The sequence below is a fragment of the Pantoea sp. X-Soil-TKNS-1207 genome (assembly GCF_059730485.1).
Genome location: NZ_AP035958.1, coordinates 1,240,197 through 1,258,816, shown reverse-complemented (window position 1 = coordinate 1,258,816; position 18,620 = coordinate 1,240,197). Strand labels below are relative to the sequence as shown.

Here is an 18,620-nt window from a genome sequence, read left to right as displayed (position 1 = left end):
TCACAAAAACATCATGAACCACAACAGGAAAATATTTACGATCAACAGTAGCACACCGGTTGGCACCTGAGCTTTGATCACCGCGTTGCGGTCTGGCAGCTCCAGCAAACGGGCCGGTACGAGGTTAAAGTTGGCCGCCATTGGCGTCATCAGCGTGCCGCAATAGCCTGAGAACATGCCAATCGCCGCCATCACTGCCGGATTGCCGCCATGTTGCAGCACCAGAATCGGGATGCCGATACCCGCGGTCACAATCGGGAAGGCGGCGAAGGCGTTGCCCATCACCATGGTCAGTAACGCCATGCCAATGGCATAGACCGCCACCGCCACAAAGCGGTTATCCACCGCCAGATACTGTTCGGTGAGATGCGATATCGCGCTACCCACTCCCGCGCTGGTAAACAACAGGCCCAGGGTGGCGAGGATCTGCGGCAGAATAAACGCCCAGCCGACGGCATCCAGCAGGCGGCGCGTCTCCTGCATCGACTGCAACGGCTGCTCATGGGTCATTTTTAACGCCACCAGCCAGCCAAGCAGACAGCCGAGCATCATAGAGAACAGCGTGATCAGCGTAGAGTGATTACCCGCACCGAATACCGCCTGTTGCAGACCGGGAAGATTGTTAAACGCCAGTACGCCAACCACGGTAACCACCGGGATCGCCAGCGCGGGGATAAACAGCCTGTTGCCGAGGCGCTTTGCGCTGGCCTGTTTTTCTTCCGAGCTACGCTGGTGATAGCTGCCGAGGCGCACGCCGCCAAAGCCGGCGATCAACGCCATCACTACCACCGCGACGCCGACGGCGATATGCAGCCAGCGCTGCCCAAGTTCGGCGCTGCCAGCCATCTGCCCCATCAGGTGATAAGCCCCATCGCCAATCAGGAAGATCAGGCCATACAACGCCCAGAACAGCCCGGTGGTCACGCGTCGCGGATTGGCGCGATCGCGCCATGACAGCCATGCCACCACCAGCAGGATGATCCCCGCCAGCCACATCAGATATTGTTGCTGAAACATCACTCCCCTCCTTTGGCTTGCAGCGCCTGGTGGTTTAGCGCACCCAGCTCGCGGGCCAGCTGGCGATCAAGGCGAATCAGACGGGCGGAGTGGATCAGGAAGGCACAGAGGGCGGTGGGAATGCCCCACAACGCGATATGCAGCGGTTCAGTCTGAATTCCCGCCGACTCCTGCATAAAGTTGTGCATAAAGATAATGGCACCGAAGGCAACAAAGATGTCTTCACCAAAGAACAGACCGACGTTATCGGTGGCAGCCGACATGGCGCGCAGGCGATGGCGCACCTCCGCGGGCACGTCGCCATAGCGATTTTCCGTAGCGCCCTCCGCCATCGGCGCCAGCAGCGGGCGTACCATTTGCGGATGGCCGCCGAGGCTGGTCAGGCCGAGCGCGGCGGTGATCTCACGCACAAACAGATAAACAATCAGCAGACGTCCGGCAGTGGCGGTTTTGATCTGCGCAATCCAGCTTTGCGCCCGCTCCTTCAGGCCATGACGTTCCAGCAGGCCAATCACCGCCAGCGGCAACAACAGGATCAACGGCAGGTTACGGGTATTGAGGAAGCCGGAACCCAGTTTTTCTAAAATATCCGCCAGCGGCATATGCGCAGCCAGCCCGGTCACAAAACCGGCCACAATCACCACCAGCACCGGATTGAAGCGCAGCACAAAGCCCAGCACGATGGTCGCGATGCCGAGCAGCGGCCAAAGATTCACCACCTGTTCCATGTTTTCCCCTCTTCAGAAAATAAAAAGCCCGGCACAGAGCCGGGCAATCAGTCAAACCTTATGCGCAGGTGACGGCTATCTGCTGTGCTGCAAACGCCGCGCGCAACGCGTGGGCGAATTGCAACGCGTGCGCCCCGTCGCCGTGCAGACAAACCGTTTCCGCGTTCACCGCCACCCATGCGCCACTGACGCTTTGCACTTTACGTTGCTGCACCATAGCCAGCGTCTGGGCGATGGCCTGAGCGCTGTTATCGATCAACGCCCCCGGCTGGCTGCGTGGCACCAGCGCGCCGCTGGCCTGGTAACCGCGATCGGCAAACACCTCTTCACGCGTGCGCAGGCCATGATGGGCCGCCGCGCGAATCGACTCGCTGCCCGCCAGTCCCACCAGAATCAGCTGCGCATCCACCGCTTTGACCGCGCGCGCAATGGCATCGGCCAGCAGCGGATCGGCCGCCGCCTGGTTATACAACATGCCGTGCGGCTTAACGTGCACCAGCCGCTCGCCTTCGCTTTCCGCCAGACTCTTCAGCGCACCGATCTGGTAGATCATCTGCGCATACACCGTTTCCGGCGGCAGCTGCATGGCGCTGCGGCCAAAGTTCTCGCGATCGGGGAAGCTGGGGTGCGCGCCGATCGCCACGCCTGCCGCTTTCGCCCAGCGCACCGATTGCAGCATGGTGGTCGCATCACCGGCATGGAAACCGCAGGCGATGTTAGCGGAGCTGACCAGTTGCAGCAGCGCCTGATCGCTGGCGCTGCCTTCGCCAAGATCGGCGTTGAGATCAATTTTCATGTGCCAGCCCCCAGTTCATTTGATCAAATACCCGTTGTTGTTGCTGTTTCGCCTGCATCGCCTCTTCCAGCGTGCAGTGGATAAAGTGGATCGGTTCGCCGAGGCGCATCTGCGCCAGATGGTAGAGATCGGCTTCGATGATGCAGGCAATACGCGGATAGCCGCCGGTGGTCTGCGCATCGGCCATCAGCACAATCGGCTGCCCATTGGGCGGCACCTGCACCACACCCGGCACCAGTCCGTGCGACAGCAGGTCGCGCGTCGCTTTGCGATGCAGCGTACGCCCCTGTAAACGGTAGCCCATACGGTTACTCTGCGGGCTGAGTTTCCAGGCGCTGCGCCAGAAGCCTTCCTGCGCTTCGCGGGTAAATTCGCTGTATTCCGGGCCAGGCAGCGCGCGGATGCGGTTGCCCCACAGCAGCTGGCGCACCCCAGCCTTATGAGTGAATTGACGGGTGGCTTTGCCGAGCGGCAGCAGATCGCCATCCTGCAATTTGCGCCCGGCAAAACCGCCAAACCCGGCTTTGAGATCGGTGCTGGTGGAGTCCAGCATCGTCGGCACGTCATAGCCGCCATTCACCGCCAGATAACTGCGCATCCCGCGTGTCGGCATCGACAGGCTCAGCACCTGGCCCTTTTTCACCGGCAGCCGCCAGCCCGTCCATACCGCTTTGCCATCCAGATCGGCATTGCAGCTTGCGCCGGTGAGGGCAAACCAGCCATCACGCTGAAACTGCGCCTTAAACTGCCCTAGCACGATCTCCAGCACCGCGCTCTCTTCCGCATTGCCCACCAGCATATTGGCGGTGCGCATTGCGGGTTGATCGAGCGCGCCACTGACGCTGATGCCAAACTGCCGCCAGCCGTTGCGGCCCTGGTCCTGCACTGAGGTCATCAATCCGGCACGAAGAATTTTTAACATACGCCCTCCTTTTGCGGCACAAAGCGTACGCTGTCGCCAGGACGCAGCAGCGTGGGCGGTTGCTGTTGGGGATCGAACAGGCTGAGGGTGGTTTGCCCCAGCAGCTGCCAGCCGCCGGGCGTTGCCAGCGGATAGACGCCCGTCTGGCTGCCGCCGATGCCCACCGAACCGGCCGGAACAATAACGCGGGGTTCCGCACGACGCGGCGTGTGTAAGCGGCTATCGAGGCCACCGAGATAAGGGAATCCTGGCTGAAAGCCAATGAAATAAACCACATAATCGCTGCTGCTGTGCAGCTCCACTACCTGGCGCGGCGTCATACCTGCATGATCCGCCACCACCAACAAATCCGGCCCGGCTGCGCCGCCGTAAATCACCGGGATCTCCACCAGACGTGATTCCGGCTGCTGCGCTTCGCTCTCTTCCCACCAGCGTTGCAGCCGTTCGATGGCATCCAGCGCATTATGTTGCGGATCGCGCAGCAGCAGCGTCAGATTGTTCATGCCGGGGATCGCTTCGGCTACCTGATCGTTCCCCTGCAGACGCTGGCACAATCCCCAGATGCGTTGCTGGCTGGCTAAGGAAACCGGTGGCTCCAGTTCCAGCACTACCGCGCGTTCACCCAGCAGATAACAACGTGCTCGTTGCAAAACCTACCTCCCGATCGTCATCAAAACGGGCAGCCCGCTAAGGCGGCGGCCCGAAAACGCGTGTCGCTTATGCTTTTAAGCCGATCAGTTATGCGAAAGTGACGGAGATGTGTCAACCGATTTGCGCCCTCAGCGGCAGCGAAGGGCGCAATAGCAGAAAAATCAGGCAGGATTGTCGATATCGATAAAGGTTACGTCGAGGCCGTAGCTTTGCGCCAGCCACTCGCCCAGCGCCCTGATACCGCCGCGCTCGGTGGCGTGGTGGCCGGCAGCAAAGAAGTGCAGCCCCTGCTCGCGCGCGCTGTGAATGGTTTGTTCGGACACTTCACCGGTGATAAAGGCATCCACGCCAAAGGCGGCAGCGCTATCGATAAAGCCCTGGCCGCCGCCGCTGCACCAGGCGATACGTTTGATCTTCTCCGGCGCGTTATCGCCGCAATGCAGCGGCGTGCGTCCCAGAGCCTGGGTGATGCGCTGCGCCAGGGCGTCACCGCTCAGCGGTTCCGCCAGCTCGCCCCACGGCACCAGCGGCATGATCTCACCCTGCACCTCAATCCCGAACAGGCGCGCCAGCTGGGCGTTATTCCCCAGATGCGGATGCGCATCCAGCGGCAGATGCCAGCCATACAGGTTGATGTCATTCGCCAGCAGCGTGCGCAGGCGCTGACGCTTCATCCCTTTAATCACCGGGGCTTCGCTTTTCCAGAAATAGCCGTGATGCACCATCACCGCATCGGCGTTGCGTTTTACCGCTTCGTCCAGCAACGCCTGGCAGGCGGTAACGCCGGTGATAATGGTCTTCACCTCGGCACGGCCTTCCACCTGCAAACCGTTGGGCGCGTAGTCGCTGAAGGCGCTGCTGTTAAGCTGCTGGTTAACGATATGTTCTAACTCGACATGATTCATAATGGCTCCCTGACCCATCAGGCCGCGCTGCGCGCGCGCTCGAAGGCGTCCAGTGTCTTTTTACGTGCGTCCTTATGTTCCACGATTGGCGCGGGATAATCGAGTGTCTTGTTATTTTTCTGCGCCCAGGCGTGCGGCTGATGGATGTGCGCGTCCGGTACATGCTGCAACTCCGGCAGCCACTGACGAATAAACTCACCCTGCTTATCAAAGCGCTCGCCCTGGGTGGTCGGATTGAAGATGCGGAAATAGGGAGCGGCATCGGTGCCGGTGGAGGCCGCCCATTGCCAGCCGCCGTTGTTGGCCGCCAGATCGCCATCCATCAGCTGCTGCATAAAATAGCGCTCGCCTTCGTGCCAGTCGATCAGCAGATCCTTCACCAGGAAGCTGGCGACAATCATGCGCAGCCGGTTGTGCATCCAGCCCAGCGCATTCAGCTGGCGCATCGCGGCATCGACAATCGGATAGCCGGTCCTGCCTTGCTGCCAGGCTTCGAGATGGCCTGGGTTCTTTTGCCAGCGCACGTTGCGCGTCCAGTCGACAAACGGTTGATGTTTGCACAGCGCCGGATACGCCACCATCAGATGGCGGTAGAACTCGCGCCAGATCAGTTCGTTCAGCCAGACAAAAGCCTTGCCCTCATTCAGCGCATCCGGGTGCTGTTTAACAATGCGATGCAGACACTGGCGCGGTGACAGCACCCCGGTCGCCAGATACACCGACAGTCGGCTGGTGCCATCCACCGCCGGTTTGTCACGCTCGGTCGGATAGGCCGCAACCGACTGCTGGGCGAAATGACGCAGCTGTTTTAACGCCGCGTCTTCGCCGGGCGGAAACAGCGTTGTGTCGAACTCTTCCATTGGATAATCAAAGGCCGGAATCTTTTTACCGGCGCTGACCGGGGCGCCTTCACGCGCGCGCGGCGCCATATGGCACTCCGGCAGCCCCTGATGCAGGCGACGCACAAAGGCTTTGCTGAACGGCGTAAACACTTTGAACATGGTGTTATTGCCGGTCTGCACGCTACCGGGCGGCAGCAGCAGGCTGTCGTCAAAGCCCTGACAAATCACCCCCTGATCGTCGAGGCGTTTTTCCGCCGCCGCATCGCGCTGGCGCTCATTGATTTCGTACTGATAGTTGTAAAACAGCTGGTCAACCTGGTGCTGCTCACAGAATTGCGCCAGATAATCCACCGAGTCGGAAAAGTCGTCGCACTGGTGATAGTGCAGTCTGATACCCCGCTCCGCCAGCGATGCCTGTAGCAGGCACAGGCTTTGATAAATAAATGCCGCCTGCTTCGGCGCCATATGATGTTGCTGCCACTGGCCGGGGGTGGCGATAAACAGCGCCAGCACCTGCGCTTTACTGTCGCGGCAGGCGGCATAGAGCGCGCTGTTGTCATTGATACGCAGATCATTACGCAACCAGACGAGATGGGTGGTCATAACACTCCAGGCATTATTGGCCGTAGCGCAGACGCAGCGCTTCCGGGTAAGGATCGAAGTAGCGTTGCTGAGTCAGCCACGGGTGCGGAAACTCCGCCATGTAGTGCTTCAGCATGGCGATCGGTGCCAGCAGCGGCTGCACGCCGCGACGATAGCGATCAATCAGCTGTGCCAGTTCCTGGCGCTGCGGCGAGGTCAGCTGACGACGGAAATAGCCCTGCACATGCATCAGCACATTGGTGTGATTGCGCCGGGTGGCCTGATGCGACAGCAGCTGCATCAGACGATTACGATACTCAAAAGCGTAATCCTCCAGTGATGACCACTCATCCATGGCGGCGACAAAGCGCCCCATTTCACGATATTCATCCTGCGCATGGGACAGCAGCAGCAATTTGTAGCGGCTGTGGAAAGCTACCAGCTGATGGCGCGTCAGCCCGTTACGCCACATCTGATTAAACTCATGCAGCGCATAGACGCGACCCATGAAATTTTCCCGCAGGTCGGCATCGTGCAGACGACCATCCTCTTCCAGCGGCAACCACGGCATCTCGCGTTGCAGAAAACGGGTGAACACGCCGGTGCCCGCTTTGCGGTTGTTGTTGGTATCCGGTTCATACACCCGCACCCGCTCCAGGCCACAGCTGGGCGATTTGGCGCACAGAATATAGCCGCACAGATGATGCAGCGATTTGACGCGTTGCGCGGACCACTGCGCCATTTCGTCTGTCACCTCCTGGCCGCCCTCTTTGCTGAAACAAAGGTGCACGCTTTCATCGCCCTCTTTGACCAGACGCAGCGCCGGGCGCGGCGTGGGCAGGCCAATCGCCATTTCAGGACACACCGGCTCAAAACGCACAAAGGGGGCGAGTTCGTCTGTCGCAAAGGCAAAACGCTTATGGCCGCCATCGAACCGGACGCTATCCCCGAGCAGGCAGGCGCTGATTCCTACAGGAATTCTTTCGCTCATACTTGTACAACCTCCGAAATCTTGTAGAGGTTTTAAGTGTAGCGGAAATGACGGCCAATAACAGCGTCACCGGCGTCCGGCAGCGGAAAATTGCGATAAAAAAACCCGGTGCTTCAGGGAAGTCACCGGGTGATTGGCGTGCGGAGCCGCGTTACCAGAAAATGCCCGCTGCCGCTTCGGATTGCGCCAGCCAGACCGGTTTCGCGCTGGTTTTGCACCACATACGATGCAGATAGCTGTAGAAACGTGCACGATCGGCACGGAACAGCATCACGGGGAGCGCCAGCACGCCCAGTAACACCACCAGCGCACGGCGCAGCACAACTTTGTAGAACGGATATGCCTGATACATGGTTGCCTCCTGGTGAAACGCTTAAAAATGTGATCTGTCGCAGATTTTACTGCTGATAGTGTAATTTTACTACTCCTCCGACCACTTTATTGATCTTTTTTTGGCTATTTCTTCACCCGCCTGAAATTAAGTTACATATATGTAAATTTTTAGTTCCTTTCGGGTGACAAACTTCCGCACGGACGCCAGCGCGATTTATTGTTAAAGTGAAGCGTTATCCATTTTTTGCCGCAGGAGTGCGTGTGACCACCATCTTGATCGTCGAAGATGAAAAGGAGATCCGGCGTTTCGTGCGCCTGGCGCTCGAAGGCGAAGGGCTAAAGATTGTGGAAGCCGAGCAGCTGCAACGTGGGCTGATCGAAGCCGCAACCCGCAAGCCCGATCTGGTGATCCTCGATCTGGGTTTACCCGATGGCGACGGCAATGACTTTATCCGCGAGGTGCGCCAGTGGAGCAGTATGCCGGTGATTGTGTTATCGGCGCGTACCGATGAACAGGATAAGATCGATGCGCTGGATGCCGGTGCGGATGACTATCTCACCAAGCCGTTTGGCATTGGAGAGCTGCTGGCGCGTGTGCGCGTATCGCTGCGCCGTCATCAGAGCAGCCAGCCAGAGCCGGTGCTGAGTTTTGGTGATGTCAGTGTCGATTTGGCGGCGCGCCGCGTGCTGCGTGGCGGTGAAGAGGTGCATCTGACGCCGACGGAGTTTCGTCTGCTCAGCCTGCTGCTGAACAATGCCGGTAAGGTGCTGACGCAACGTCAGTTGCTGAATCAGGTATGGGGGCCAAATGCGGTGGAGCACAGTCATTATCTGCGCATCTATATGGGCCATCTGCGCCAGAAGCTGGAAGCCAATCCGACGCAACCCAGCCATTTGCTGACCGAAACCGGCATCGGCTATCGGTTTATGCCATAAAAAAAGGCGCTTTACGCGCCTTTTTCTGTTCGCTTCGCTTAGGCGTTTTTCAACACTTCGCTGACGATTTCCACCGCTTCTTTCTCGATCTGCTGGCGATGCTCAGCGCCGAGGAAGCTTTCACAGTAGATTTTGTAGGCATCTTCAGTGCCGGATGGACGGGCGGCAAACCAACCGTTTTCCGTCATCACCTTCAGACCGCCAATCGCCGCACCGTTGCCCGGCGCAGCCGTCAGGCGCGCGGTAATCGGGTCGCCTGCCAGCGTCGCGGCGCTGACCATTTCCGGAGACAGCTTAGACAGCGCCGCTTTCTGGGCTGAGGTCGCTGCTGCCTGCAAACGGTTGTAGCTTGGCGCACCAAAGCGTGCCGCCAGCTCATCATAGTGCTGCTGCGGGTTTTTCCCGGTGACCGCGGTGATTTCCGCGGCCAGCAGACACATGATGATGCCGTCTTTATCGGTAGACCAGGCGGTACCGTCGAAGCGCAGAAAGGATGCCCCTGCGCTCTCTTCGCCGCCGAAGCCGAAGCTGCCGTCAAACAGGCCATCAACAAACCATTTGAAGCCCACCGGCACTTCCACCAGCTTACGACCGATGTCGTTCACCACGCGGTCAATCATCGCGCTGGATACCAGCGTTTTGCCGACGGCGACATCTTTGCCCCACTGCGGACGGTGCTGGAACAGGTAGTTGATCGCAACCGCCAGATAGTGGTTCGGGTTCATCAGACCGGCTGGCGTCACAATGCCGTGACGGTCGTAATCCGGGTCGTTGCCGAAGGCCAGGTCGAATTTGTCGCGGTAGGCCAGCAGGCCCGCCATCGCGCATTCTGACGAGCAGTCCATGCGCACCACGCCATCTTTATCCAGATGCATGAAGCGGAAAGTCTGATCGATGGCATCGTTAACGATGGTGATGTCCAGCTGGTAATGCTCAGCGATACGCTGCCAGTACGCCATGCCGGAGCCGCCGAGCGGATCGACGCCAATTTTCAGGCCGGCTTTCTGGATCGCCGGGAAATCAATCACCTGCGCCAGACCTTCGACGTACGGCTGAATCAGATCCTGTTCGACGATATGGCCGCTGACCCACGCCTGATCCAGAGGCAGACGTTTCACGTCTTTCAGACCCGCTTTCATCAGCTGGTTAGCGCGATCTTCCACCACTTTGGTGACGTTGGTATCGGCCGGACCACCGTTCGGCGGATTGTATTTGATCCCGCCATCTTCCGGCGGGTTGTGCGATGGCGTGATGACGATACCGTCAGCCTGCGCGCCACCACGTTTGTTGTGCTCAAGGATCGCGTTGGAGATAGCGGGCGTCGGCGTGTAGCCGTTGTCCTGCTGCACAATCACATCCACGCCATTCGCCGCCAGCACTTCCAGCACCGACAGAATCGCCGGTTCAGACAGCGCGTGCGTGTCTTTACCGACATAGCACGGGCCAGTGATGCCGTTCTTTTTACGCTCCTCGGCAATCGCCTGCGCGATAGCCAGGATATGCGTTTCGTTGAAGCTCTGACGTCCGGCGCTGCCGCGGTGGCCGGAGGTGCCAAATTTCACCGCATGTTCCGGATTGGCCACATCAGGCTGCAGGACGTAATACTGCGAGGTTAATTGTGCAACGTTAATCAAATCGCTCTGCTGGGCAGGTTGCCCGGCACGGGGGTGATTGGCCATTGGCGCTTCTCCCTGACGCTTCGGTTTAAATGGTGCCGCAAACTTTCTCTGTCAGTTCCTGCGGGAACTGCATGGCTAACATGATGTGCTCCACCATGCTGCATTTGCGACCGGTATTGGTATTGGTGATCACCCAATACGGCGTGCCGGGTACGTGCTTCGGCTTAGTATGGGTGCCATTTTGCAACAGCGTATGCTCGTCACCGGCAAAATAGACGCGGGTGCGGCCCTGCAACGAGGCAGTGGCTTCAGCAAAGGCTGCGGGATCCTGACGATAGAGCGTTGACAATACCAGCATGAAGCGGTTAACCGCCTTTTTCTGCTCCGCATACTCATCGGAAAGCAGCAGTTCACGCACCGCGCGAACGCGATCCTGAGGACGGGCGTTAGCCGCGACCGGCTGCGCGTCTTTGGCTGCGGCCTGAGACGCAACCGGGGCAGCAGGGGCACTCTGACCTGCCGTGAATTTCAGCATACGGCGCAAAATTTCGGAGGCGCTTTCACCAATGTGCTGGGTGTGGCTGGCAATATAACGGTAGAGTTCTTCGTCAACTTCAATCGTTTTCATCTTTTTCCGTACGATTCTGGCAAATGACAGAACCACGCTTTTCTGTACCGGCCTTAGCAAAATCCTGCCGTGCAAAATGTGAGCTGGCTCTAACATGAGGATTATAAAGTTAAATCCCAGGTGGCCGATAGCGCTGGCATCGTTTCAGGGCAAAAGTCGGAATATGCCCTAATGCCTGGCTCGCTGGCTCCTGAAGAGGTGAATCCATGATAACCTAAGCGCAGCCCACAACCGTAAGAACTTTGCCATGATTTTGAACGCCCGTCTGCAAACTGAACAATCTGCCCCTGATGCCACCCCAATTCTGTTAATTCATGGCCTGTTTGGCAGCCTGGATAACCTCGGCGTGCTGGCGCGCGGCCTGCGCGATGCCCGTCCCACCTTGCAGGTGGATGTCCGTAATCACGGTCAGTCCGGACGCAGTGACGTCATGAACTATCAGGTGATGGCGCAGGATATCGTCGCCACCCTGGATGCGCACGACATTGCGCGCGCGAGCGTCATCGGTCACTCCATGGGGGGAAAAATTGCCATGGCGTTAAGCGCTATCGCCCCGGAGCGCATTGAAAAACTGGTGATGATTGATATCGCGCCGGTGGATTATCAGACGCGCCGCCATGACGAGATTTTCGCGGCCATCCGCGCGGTGAGCGCCGCCGGGGTGACGCGCCGCAGCGAAGCCGCTGAGGTGATGCGTACGCTGCTGAAGGAAGAAGGGGTGATTCAGTTCATCCTCAAATCGTTCCATGAAGGCGAGTGGCGTTTTAACGTGCCGGTGTTGTGGGACAACTACAGCACCATTTCCGGTTGGGAAGACGTACCGGCATGGCCGCACCCGGCGCTGTTTATTCGCGGCGGTGACTCGCCCTATCTGGATAATCAGCACCGCGATGCCCTGCTGCGTCAGTTCCCGCAGGCGCATGCGCATGTGATCAGCGGCGCAGGCCACTGGGTTCATGCGGAGAAACCTGAGGCGGTTTTGCGCGCAGTCCGGCGCTTTTTTGTACTGTAAAAGCAAAAGCTTGCCGCAAACCGTTTAGGGTTGGCGTCGTGGATGGCGCTGGAGTATGATGTCGCGCTAAAAATTTGCCGCGGATGATTTTTTCACCGTGGTCGGGCCGATAATGTATAAATCGCGCAGCGCCTTTCCGCCGTTCGCGCCCACTCAGTTTTACAAACCATGGCAAAAGAACAGACTGACCGTACCACGCTCGATCTCTTCGCTGATGAGCGGCGTCCGGGTCGCCCCAAAACCAGTCCGCTGACGCGTGACGAACAGTTGCGGATTAACAAACGCAACCAGCTGAAACGCGACAAGGTGCGTGGGTTGCGTCGTGTCGAGCTGAAAATGTCCGGCGAGGCGGTTGATGCCCTCAACACCCTGGCTGAGCAACAAAACATCAGTCGCAGCGAATTGATTGAACAAATGCTGCTGGCGCAGCTCAAACTGTCGTAACGCACGCAGACCGCACGCACGAACAAAAGTGACCGCTTTACAAGTTCCGCCACTTTGCCCGGTCTGCTATCATTCGCTTAACTGTGCATTCTACTGACTTACTTTCACAATCAGGATTTAAGAGGTTACTTGACCCATGGCAATCGTAGGCATTTTCTTCGGCAGCGATACCGGCAACACTGAAAACATTGCAAAAATGATCCAGAAACAACTGGGTAAAGACGTTGCTGAAGTGCATGACATTGCCAAGAGCACCAAAGAAGATCTCGAAGCATTCGATATCCTGCTGCTGGGCATCCCGACCTGGTACTACGGCGAAGCGCAGTGTGACTGGGATGATTTCTTCCCGACGCTGGAAGAGATCGACTTCAACGGCAAACTGGTGGCATTGTTTGGCTGTGGCGACCAGGAAGACTACGCGGAATACTTCTGTGATGCGATGGGCACCATCCGTGACATCATCGAGCCGAATGGTGCGGTGATTGTTGGCCACTGGCCAACGGAAGGCTACCATTTTGAAGCCTCTAAAGGTCTGGCCGATGACAAACACTTCCTGGGACTGGCTATTGACGAAGATCGTCAGCCGGAACTGACCAACGAACGTGTTGAAAAATGGGTGAAACAGATTTTTGATGAGCTGCAATTACAGGCGATCATCGAAGCCTGATCCCCTGCCCTCCTCAATGTGGGCGCTGGCTCACATTGAGTTAAAGGAATTTCCTATAAAAATAATAGCTACTGTTTTTTAACTTTTTCCCGCAAATCTGTAGAATACCCGTAACGGTCATCCGCTTATTCCTCTGGCATCAGAATGAGGCTGAGTGAAATGGAAACAAAGACCTGCACGATCCCCGCCGGCGTTAGTGACACTTATCCTTACAGCCACTGGTGATTTCAGGACGTTACCTTGGTTTTCATTTCACTGCTTGAGTTCTATAATGAGACGCAAATGAGAATGCGCGTGATCGACATTCAAGGCCCTGCGCCGCAAGTGACTAGCAAAGTAACAGGACAATATCCGCATGACTGACAACAACTCCGCATTGAAGAAGGCTGGCCTGAAAGTCACGCTGCCCAGACTTAAAATTCTGGAAGTGCTTCAGGAACCCGAGTGCCATCACGTCAGTGCGGAAGATTTGTACAAACGCCTGATTGATATGGGCGAAGAGATTGGTCTGGCAACGGTATATCGCGTTCTTAACCAGTTCGATGACGCGGGCATCGTTACCCGTCATAACTTCGAAGGCGGTAAATCCGTCTTTGAACTGACGCAGCAGCATCATCATGACCACCTGATCTGCCTGGACTGTGGCAAAGTGATCGAGTTCAGCGATGAATCGATTGAAACCCGTCAGCGTGAAATTGCAACCCGTCACGGTATCAAACTCACCAACCACAGCCTGTACCTGTACGGCCACTGTGCGCTGGGAGACTGCCGCGAAGACGAGACGCTCCACGATAAGTAACGAAGTGTGCTATGCAGTATAAAAAAACCGGTGCCTGGCACCGGTTTTTTTGTTTCTGGATATCACTGCACCAGCGTTTCCTGCAAATATCGCCAGCGAGGAATCAAGGTACTGCAATCCAGCACCGCCAGCGAAATGCGGCTCTGGTTGTTACCATTCATCATCTGCAACTCGCGATACTGAATGGTGACCTCCTCGCTCTGCTGCGAAATGATGGTGTGTTCACTGGTGGCGATGCGCATCCCTTCACGCTGGCCGCGCAACTGGCGGAACAGCACCTCCATTGAGTTCAAATCGAATTGTTTCCCCTGCGGCGTCACCATTTTGAAGTCGGGGTGAAAGTGCGAGAGAAACAATTCAATGCTGTCGTCAGTGCTATCCGACTGATTAAAAATACGTTCGATAAGCTGATGTAAAACCACGACGCTGTGTTTGGCTTCCTGAGCGAGACTTGTCATTTTTTTTCCTTAGATAACCCGCGGAGCAACGCTGGAGAGCGCATAGCCTACCTGAAATACAGTTTTTAACACTCGTAAATGGATTAATTTTACTAAAGTCAGATTTGTCGCAAATACCGGTAACAAACACATTTTTTATGCCGTAGCATAAATGGTTGCCAGCCGTGATTTATCGCCAATAAAAAAGGGCGATTGCTCGCCCTTACATGATGATATGGTGAAAACGACAAAAAGAATTAATCGCCGATTTTCGCCCAGGTATCGCGCAAGCCTACGGTGCGGTTAAACACCAGCTTAGACGGCTGCGAGTACACGCTGTCTGCACAAAAATACCCTTCACGCTCAAACTGATACGGCGCCTGCGTTTCTGCATCGCGCAGTCCCGGCTCGACAAAGCCCTGTTTGATTTCCAGTGAATTCGGGTTGATGGTGGTGAGGAAATCCTCAGCCGCACCCGGATTCGCCACGCTGAACAGGCGATCGTACAGACGGAATTCCGCCGGCAGCGCATGAATGGCAGAAACCCAGTGGATCACGCCCTTCACTTTACGGCCATCTGCCGGATCTTTGCTCAGCGTATCGACATCGCAGGTACAGTAGATGCAGGTAATGTTGCCTTCATCATCTTTCGCCACGCGCTCAGCACGAATCACATAGGCGTTACGCAGACGCACTTCTTTGCCCAGCACCAGACGTTTGTACTGCTTGTTGGCTTCCTCACGGAAATCCGCGCGATCGATCCACACTTCACGGCTGAACGGCACATCACGCGTACCCATTTCCGGTTTGTTCGGATGGTTCGGCATGGTGATGATCTCTTCATGACCGGCTGGCAGGTTCTCAATCACCACTTTCAGCGGATCAAGCACTGCCATCGCACGCGGTGCATTCTCGTTGAGATCGTCACGGATGCATGACTCCAGCGACGCCATCTCGACGATGTTGTCCTGTTTGGTCACACCAATACGGCGACAGAATTCGCGGATCGATTCGGCGCTGTAACCACGACGACGCAGACCGGAAACGGTCAACATACGCGGGTCATCCCAGCCTTCAACGATCTTCTCGCTCACCAGCTGCGTCAGCTTACGCTTCGACATCACGGCATATTCCAGATTCAGGCGCGAGAATTCGTACTGACGCGGGTGCACCGGAATGCTGATGTTGTCCAGCACCCAGTCGTACAGACGACGGTTGTCCTGGAACTCCAGCGTACACAGCGAATGGGTAATGCCTTCCAGCGCATCGGAAATGCAGTGGGTGAAATCGTACATCGGGTAGATGCACCATTTGTTGCCGGTCTGATGATGCTCGGCAAACTTAATACGGTACAGCACCGGATCGCGCATCACGATAAAGCTGGAGGCCATATCGATTTTGGCGCGCAGACAGGCTTTCCCCTCGGCAAAACCGCCGTCACGCATTTTTTCAAACAGCGCGAGGTTCTCTTCCACCGTGCGATCGCGATACGGGCTGTTTTTGCCCGGCGCGGTCAGGGTGCCACGGTATTCACGGATCTCTTCCGGCGTCAGCTCATCAACATAGGCAAGGCCTTTATTGATCAGCTCAACCGCGTAGCTGTACAGCTGGTCGAAATAGTCTGAGGAGTAACAAACGTCTCCGCTCCATTCAAAGCCCAGCCATTGCACATCGCGCTTAATGGACTCGACGAATTCCATATCTTCTTTCACCGGGTTGGTGTCGTCGAAGCGCAGGTTGCACTGACCCTGGTAATCCTGTGCGATACCAAAGTTCAGACAGATCGATTTCGCATGACCAATATGCAGGTAACCATTCGGCTCAGGCGGGAAACGGGTATGCACGCTGTTGTGCTTACCGCTCGCCAAATCTTCGTCGATAATCTGACGAATAAAGTTCGTTGGGCGGGCTTCAGCCTCACTCATCTCAAAATCCTCAAATACAATACGGGTGATTTGTACTACGAAGTAACGGAGTATGATCCACAAAGCGCAGAAGGGAAACAACCGTTTGTTGGCCGTTTTAAAACAAAAAAGGCAGGAATTGCTTCCTGCCTTCCGGGTACATCACAAGGACTTAGCCTTTAACCTCGTACAGACGGGTTTCGCCTGCCACCACTGAACCACTTGCCAGCAGAGTAAGGCCGGAGAAATCATCGCTGTTGCTGATCACCACCGGACTGATCATCGAACGCGCATTGGCGTTGAGGAACTCCAGATCCATCTCCAGCACCGGCTGACCTGCGGCCACCGTCGCGCCCTCTTCGACCAGACGCGTAAAGCCTTTACCTTCCAGCGCCACGGTATCCAGCCCCATATGCACCACAATCTCTACGCCATTTGCGGTTTCGAGGCAGAATGCATGGTTGGTGTTGAAGATTTTCACGATAGTACCGGCAATCGGCGCCACCACGGTTTTACCGGTGGGCTTAATCGCCAGACCATCGCCCACCGCTTTGCTGGCGAAGGCTTCATCCGGTACCGCATCGAGCGCCACCACCTCACCGGAAACCGGTGCCAGCAGCGTTGCAATCACGGCTTTTTCGCTGTTGAGCACGGCCTGCGGTTGCGCCGCTGCTGCTGCTGCGGGTGCCGCGGCGGCAGGTGCGGAGGTCGCAGCAACCGGGCCTTTGGTCAGCACGTTTTTCATCGCGGTGGCGATGCTTTCCGCCTGGGTACCGACGATGATCTGCACGCTTTGCTTGTTCAGACGGATCACACCTGAGGCACCGAGGCGTTTCGCCACGCTGTCATTCACCTGTGAAGAGTCCTTCACGTTAAGGCGCAGACGCGTAATACAGGCATCAATGTTAGTCAGGTTTTCAGAACCGCCCAGAGCGCCAATATAGCGACGCGCCAGAGATTCCGTCTGGCTTTCGCCACTGCCGCTGTGATCGACATTGACGTCATAGCCGTCGGTTTCATCATCCGCAGACAGCTCACGGCCCGGCGTCATCAGGTTAAATTTCTGGATGGTGAAGCGGAACACCACATAGTAGATAGCGAAGAACACCAGACCTTGTGGGATCAGCATCCACCAGTGCACCGCCAGCGGGTTACGCGTCGACAGCACCATATCCACCAGACCGGCACTGAAACCGAAACCGGCAATCCAGTGCATACTGGCGGCGATAAAGACAGAGAGACCGGTCAGCGCCGCATGGATGACATACAGCACCGGCGCCACGAACATAAAGGAGAATTCCAGCGGTTCGGTGATACCGGTGAAGAAGGCTGCAAAGGCTGCCGCCAGCATGATACCGCCCACTTTGGCGCGGTTTTCCGGACGGGCGCAATGATAAATCGCCAGCGCCGCACCCGGCAGGCCGAACATCATGATCGGGAAGAAGCCCGCCTGGTAACGACCGGTGATGCCTGGGATACCGCTGCCATTGGCAATCGACTGTGCGCCGCCAAGGAATTTCGGAATATCGTTGATACCGGCAACGTCGAACCAGAATACCGAGTTCAGCGCGTGATGCAGACCAACCGGAATCAGCAGACGGTTAAAGAAGGCATAGATGCCCGCGCCGGCTGAACCCAGTTTCTGAATGTCCTCACCGAAGCCCACCAGACCGTTGAAGACCACCGGCCAGATATACATCAGGATAAAGGCGATGACGATCATCAGGAAGGAGACAAGGATCGGCACCAGTCGGCGGCCGCTAAAGAACGACAGCGCTTTTGGCAGCTCGACATGGCTGAAGCGGTTATACACTTCCGCGGAGATAATCCCCACCAGAATGCCGACAAACTGGTTTTCGATTTTACCGAAAGCGGCAGGAACCTGATCTAACGGTATTTTCTGAATCATGGCGACGGCGGCTGGCGAACACAGCGTCGTCACCACGAGGAAACCGACGAAGCCGGTCAGCGCAGCAGCGCCATCTTTATCTTTTGACATGCCATAGGCCACACCGATGGCAAACAGCACCGACATGTGTTCGATGATGGCGGAACCGGACTTGATCAACAACGCAGCCAGAGCGTTACCTGCCCCCCAGCTGTCTGGATCGATCCAATACCCTACCCCCATCAATATTGCCGCTGCCGGCAGGGTTGCTACCGGCACCATAAGCGCTCGGCCAACCTTTTGCAGATATCCTAGAATACTCACCTTTTTCTCCCCCTATGAGACTGGCGTTTTGCCGTAGTGCGGGTTGATTTTATTATCCCGGCACCCGGTACCTTGATGACACACTCACCACGAGGCGCAGTGTAAAGATAAATTAATTCGCCTCGCAAATTAAAACCACAACAACTGTGACTTTTATCACCAAAAATGACGTTTCGTTACCCGATCTGCTAGCCT

General features: G+C 56.8%; 19 protein-coding genes. 5 read left to right on the top strand and 14 right to left on the bottom strand.

Annotation, left to right across the window (positions count from 1 at the left end; translation table 11 throughout):
• The 9 genes from AC6I8V_RS05785 to AC6I8V_RS05745 form a co-directional block, all read right to left on the bottom strand.
• Complete coding sequence (locus tag AC6I8V_RS05785; RefSeq protein ID WP_497844942.1) at positions 1–1,017, bottom strand: DUF979 domain-containing protein; 1,017 nt, start codon at positions 1,015–1,017, stop codon at positions 1–3.
• Entirely contained in the window at positions 1,017–1,745 is a 729-nt protein-coding gene (locus AC6I8V_RS05780) for a DUF969 domain-containing protein (RefSeq protein WP_497844941.1), read from the bottom strand. The genes AC6I8V_RS05785 and AC6I8V_RS05780 overlap by 1 nt, the downstream gene beginning before the upstream one ends.
• A 58-nt stretch (positions 1,746–1,803) precedes the next feature.
• Entirely contained in the window at positions 1,804–2,541 is a 738-nt protein-coding gene (pxpA, locus tag AC6I8V_RS05775; RefSeq protein WP_497844940.1) for a 5-oxoprolinase subunit PxpA, read from the bottom strand.
• Positions 2,531–3,463 (bottom strand): 5-oxoprolinase subunit PxpC, encoded by a 933-nt coding sequence (gene pxpC / locus AC6I8V_RS05770; RefSeq protein WP_497844939.1) that lies wholly within the window; start codon positions 3,461–3,463, stop codon positions 2,531–2,533. Before pxpC ends, pxpA begins: the two co-directional genes overlap by 11 nt.
• On the bottom strand, positions 3,457–4,113 hold the full coding sequence (gene pxpB / locus AC6I8V_RS05765; protein WP_497844938.1) for a 5-oxoprolinase subunit PxpB: 657 nt from the start codon (positions 4,111–4,113) through the stop codon (positions 3,457–3,459). The genes pxpC and pxpB overlap by 7 nt, the downstream gene beginning before the upstream one ends.
• 162 nt (positions 4,114–4,275) lie before the next feature.
• On the bottom strand, positions 4,276–5,019 hold the full coding sequence (locus tag AC6I8V_RS05760; protein ID WP_497844937.1) for a type 2 GTP cyclohydrolase I: 744 nt from the start codon (positions 5,017–5,019) through the stop codon (positions 4,276–4,278).
• Between the two features lie 17 nt (positions 5,020–5,036).
• On the bottom strand, positions 5,037–6,464 hold the full coding sequence (gene phrB / locus AC6I8V_RS05755; RefSeq protein ID WP_497844936.1) for a deoxyribodipyrimidine photo-lyase: 1,428 nt from the start codon (positions 6,462–6,464) through the stop codon (positions 5,037–5,039).
• A gap of 13 nt (positions 6,465–6,477) precedes the next feature.
• Positions 6,478–7,434, bottom strand: a complete 957-nt coding sequence (locus AC6I8V_RS05750) for a YbgA family protein (RefSeq protein ID WP_497844935.1) — start codon at positions 7,432–7,434, stop codon at positions 6,478–6,480.
• A gap of 151 nt (positions 7,435–7,585) precedes the next feature.
• A complete protein-coding gene (locus AC6I8V_RS05745; RefSeq protein WP_497844934.1) occupies positions 7,586–7,786 on the bottom strand; it encodes a DUF2517 family protein in 201 nt (66 codons plus the stop codon).
• Positions 7,787–8,028: 242 nt separating this feature from the next.
• Between AC6I8V_RS05745 and kdpE the strand changes: the two genes are divergently transcribed.
• Positions 8,029–8,703, top strand: coding sequence for a two-component system response regulator KdpE (gene kdpE, locus AC6I8V_RS05740; protein ID WP_497844933.1), 675 nt, complete (start codon positions 8,029–8,031; stop codon positions 8,701–8,703).
• A 38-nt stretch (positions 8,704–8,741) separates the two neighbouring features.
• Here kdpE and pgm read toward each other — a convergent pair whose 3' ends face one another.
• Positions 8,742–10,382 carry a phosphoglucomutase (alpha-D-glucose-1,6-bisphosphate-dependent) gene (gene pgm / locus AC6I8V_RS05735; RefSeq protein WP_497844932.1) on the bottom strand — a complete coding sequence of 547 codons (1,641 nt, stop codon included), beginning with the start codon at positions 10,380–10,382 and terminating at the stop codon, positions 8,742–8,744.
• 25 nt (positions 10,383–10,407) lie between these two features.
• Positions 10,408–10,950, bottom strand: a complete 543-nt coding sequence (gene seqA / locus AC6I8V_RS05730) for a replication initiation negative regulator SeqA (protein ID WP_497844931.1) — start codon at positions 10,948–10,950, stop codon at positions 10,408–10,410.
• Between the two features lie 247 nt (positions 10,951–11,197).
• Between seqA and ybfF the strand changes: the two genes are divergently transcribed.
• The 4 genes from ybfF to fur all read left to right on the top strand — a co-directional run bounded on the left by ybfF (position 11,198) and on the right by fur (position 13,872).
• Entirely contained in the window at positions 11,198–11,962 is a 765-nt protein-coding gene (gene ybfF / locus AC6I8V_RS05725; protein WP_497844930.1) for an esterase, read from the top strand.
• A 168-nt stretch (positions 11,963–12,130) separates the two neighbouring features.
• Positions 12,131–12,406 carry a LexA regulated protein gene (ybfE, locus tag AC6I8V_RS05720; protein WP_128601335.1) on the top strand — a complete coding sequence of 92 codons (276 nt, stop codon included), beginning with the start codon at positions 12,131–12,133 and terminating at the stop codon, positions 12,404–12,406.
• A 136-nt stretch (positions 12,407–12,542) separates the two neighbouring features.
• Positions 12,543–13,073 carry a flavodoxin FldA gene (fldA, locus tag AC6I8V_RS05715; RefSeq protein WP_497844929.1) on the top strand — a complete coding sequence of 177 codons (531 nt, stop codon included), beginning with the start codon at positions 12,543–12,545 and terminating at the stop codon, positions 13,071–13,073.
• A gap of 355 nt (positions 13,074–13,428) precedes the next feature.
• Positions 13,429–13,872 carry a ferric iron uptake transcriptional regulator gene (fur, locus tag AC6I8V_RS05710; protein ID WP_497844928.1) on the top strand — a complete coding sequence of 148 codons (444 nt, stop codon included), beginning with the start codon at positions 13,429–13,431 and terminating at the stop codon, positions 13,870–13,872.
• A gap of 62 nt (positions 13,873–13,934) precedes the next feature.
• Here the strand turns inward: fur and AC6I8V_RS05705 are convergent, their stop codons facing one another.
• The 3 genes from AC6I8V_RS05705 to nagE all read right to left on the bottom strand — a co-directional run bounded on the left by AC6I8V_RS05705 (position 13,935) and on the right by nagE (position 18,419).
• Positions 13,935–14,330: a hypothetical protein gene (locus AC6I8V_RS05705; protein ID WP_497844927.1), complete on the bottom strand. Its 396-nt coding sequence runs from the start codon at positions 14,328–14,330 to the stop codon at positions 13,935–13,937.
• A gap of 236 nt (positions 14,331–14,566) precedes the next feature.
• Positions 14,567–16,234: a glutamine--tRNA ligase gene (gene glnS / locus AC6I8V_RS05700; protein WP_497844926.1), complete on the bottom strand. Its 1,668-nt coding sequence runs from the start codon at positions 16,232–16,234 to the stop codon at positions 14,567–14,569.
• 151 nt (positions 16,235–16,385) lie between these two features.
• Positions 16,386–18,419, bottom strand: a complete 2,034-nt coding sequence (gene nagE, locus AC6I8V_RS05695) for an N-acetylglucosamine-specific PTS transporter subunit IIBC (RefSeq protein ID WP_497845774.1) — start codon at positions 18,417–18,419, stop codon at positions 16,386–16,388.
• Positions 18,420–18,620: the final 201 nt, after the last annotated feature.

Bases quoted from the DNA above. Each gene is read 5' to 3' on its own strand.
- AC6I8V_RS05785 (WP_497844942.1), bottom strand. From the start codon at position 1,017: ATGTTTCAGCAACAATATCTGATGTGGCTGGCGGGGATCATCCTGCTG.
- AC6I8V_RS05780 (WP_497844941.1), bottom strand. From the start codon at position 1,745: ATGGAACAGGTGGTGAATCTTTGGCCGCTGCTCGGCATCGCGACCATC.
- pxpA (WP_497844940.1), bottom strand. From the start codon at position 2,541: ATGAAAATTGATCTCAACGCCGATCTTGGCGAAGGCAGCGCCAGCGAT.
- pxpC (WP_497844939.1), bottom strand. From the start codon at position 3,463: ATGTTAAAAATTCTTCGTGCCGGATTGATGACCTCAGTGCAGGACCAG.
- AC6I8V_RS05760 (WP_497844937.1), bottom strand. From the start codon at position 5,019: ATGAATCATGTCGAGTTAGAACATATCGTTAACCAGCAGCTTAACAGC.
- phrB (WP_497844936.1), bottom strand. From the start codon at position 6,464: ATGACCACCCATCTCGTCTGGTTGCGTAATGATCTGCGTATCAATGAC.
- AC6I8V_RS05750 (WP_497844935.1), bottom strand. From the start codon at position 7,434: ATGAGCGAAAGAATTCCTGTAGGAATCAGCGCCTGCCTGCTCGGGGAT.
- AC6I8V_RS05745 (WP_497844934.1), bottom strand. From the start codon at position 7,786: ATGTATCAGGCATATCCGTTCTACAAAGTTGTGCTGCGCCGTGCGCTG.
- pgm (WP_497844932.1), bottom strand. From the start codon at position 10,382: ATGGCCAATCACCCCCGTGCCGGGCAACCTGCCCAGCAGAGCGATTTG.
- seqA (WP_497844931.1), bottom strand. From the start codon at position 10,950: ATGAAAACGATTGAAGTTGACGAAGAACTCTACCGTTATATTGCCAGC.
- ybfF (WP_497844930.1), top strand. From the start codon at position 11,198: ATGATTTTGAACGCCCGTCTGCAAACTGAACAATCTGCCCCTGATGCC.
- ybfE (WP_128601335.1), top strand. From the start codon at position 12,131: ATGGCAAAAGAACAGACTGACCGTACCACGCTCGATCTCTTCGCTGAT.
- fldA (WP_497844929.1), top strand. From the start codon at position 12,543: ATGGCAATCGTAGGCATTTTCTTCGGCAGCGATACCGGCAACACTGAA.
- fur (WP_497844928.1), top strand. From the start codon at position 13,429: ATGACTGACAACAACTCCGCATTGAAGAAGGCTGGCCTGAAAGTCACG.
- AC6I8V_RS05705 (WP_497844927.1), bottom strand. From the start codon at position 14,330: ATGACAAGTCTCGCTCAGGAAGCCAAACACAGCGTCGTGGTTTTACAT.
- glnS (WP_497844926.1), bottom strand. From the start codon at position 16,234: ATGAGTGAGGCTGAAGCCCGCCCAACGAACTTTATTCGTCAGATTATC.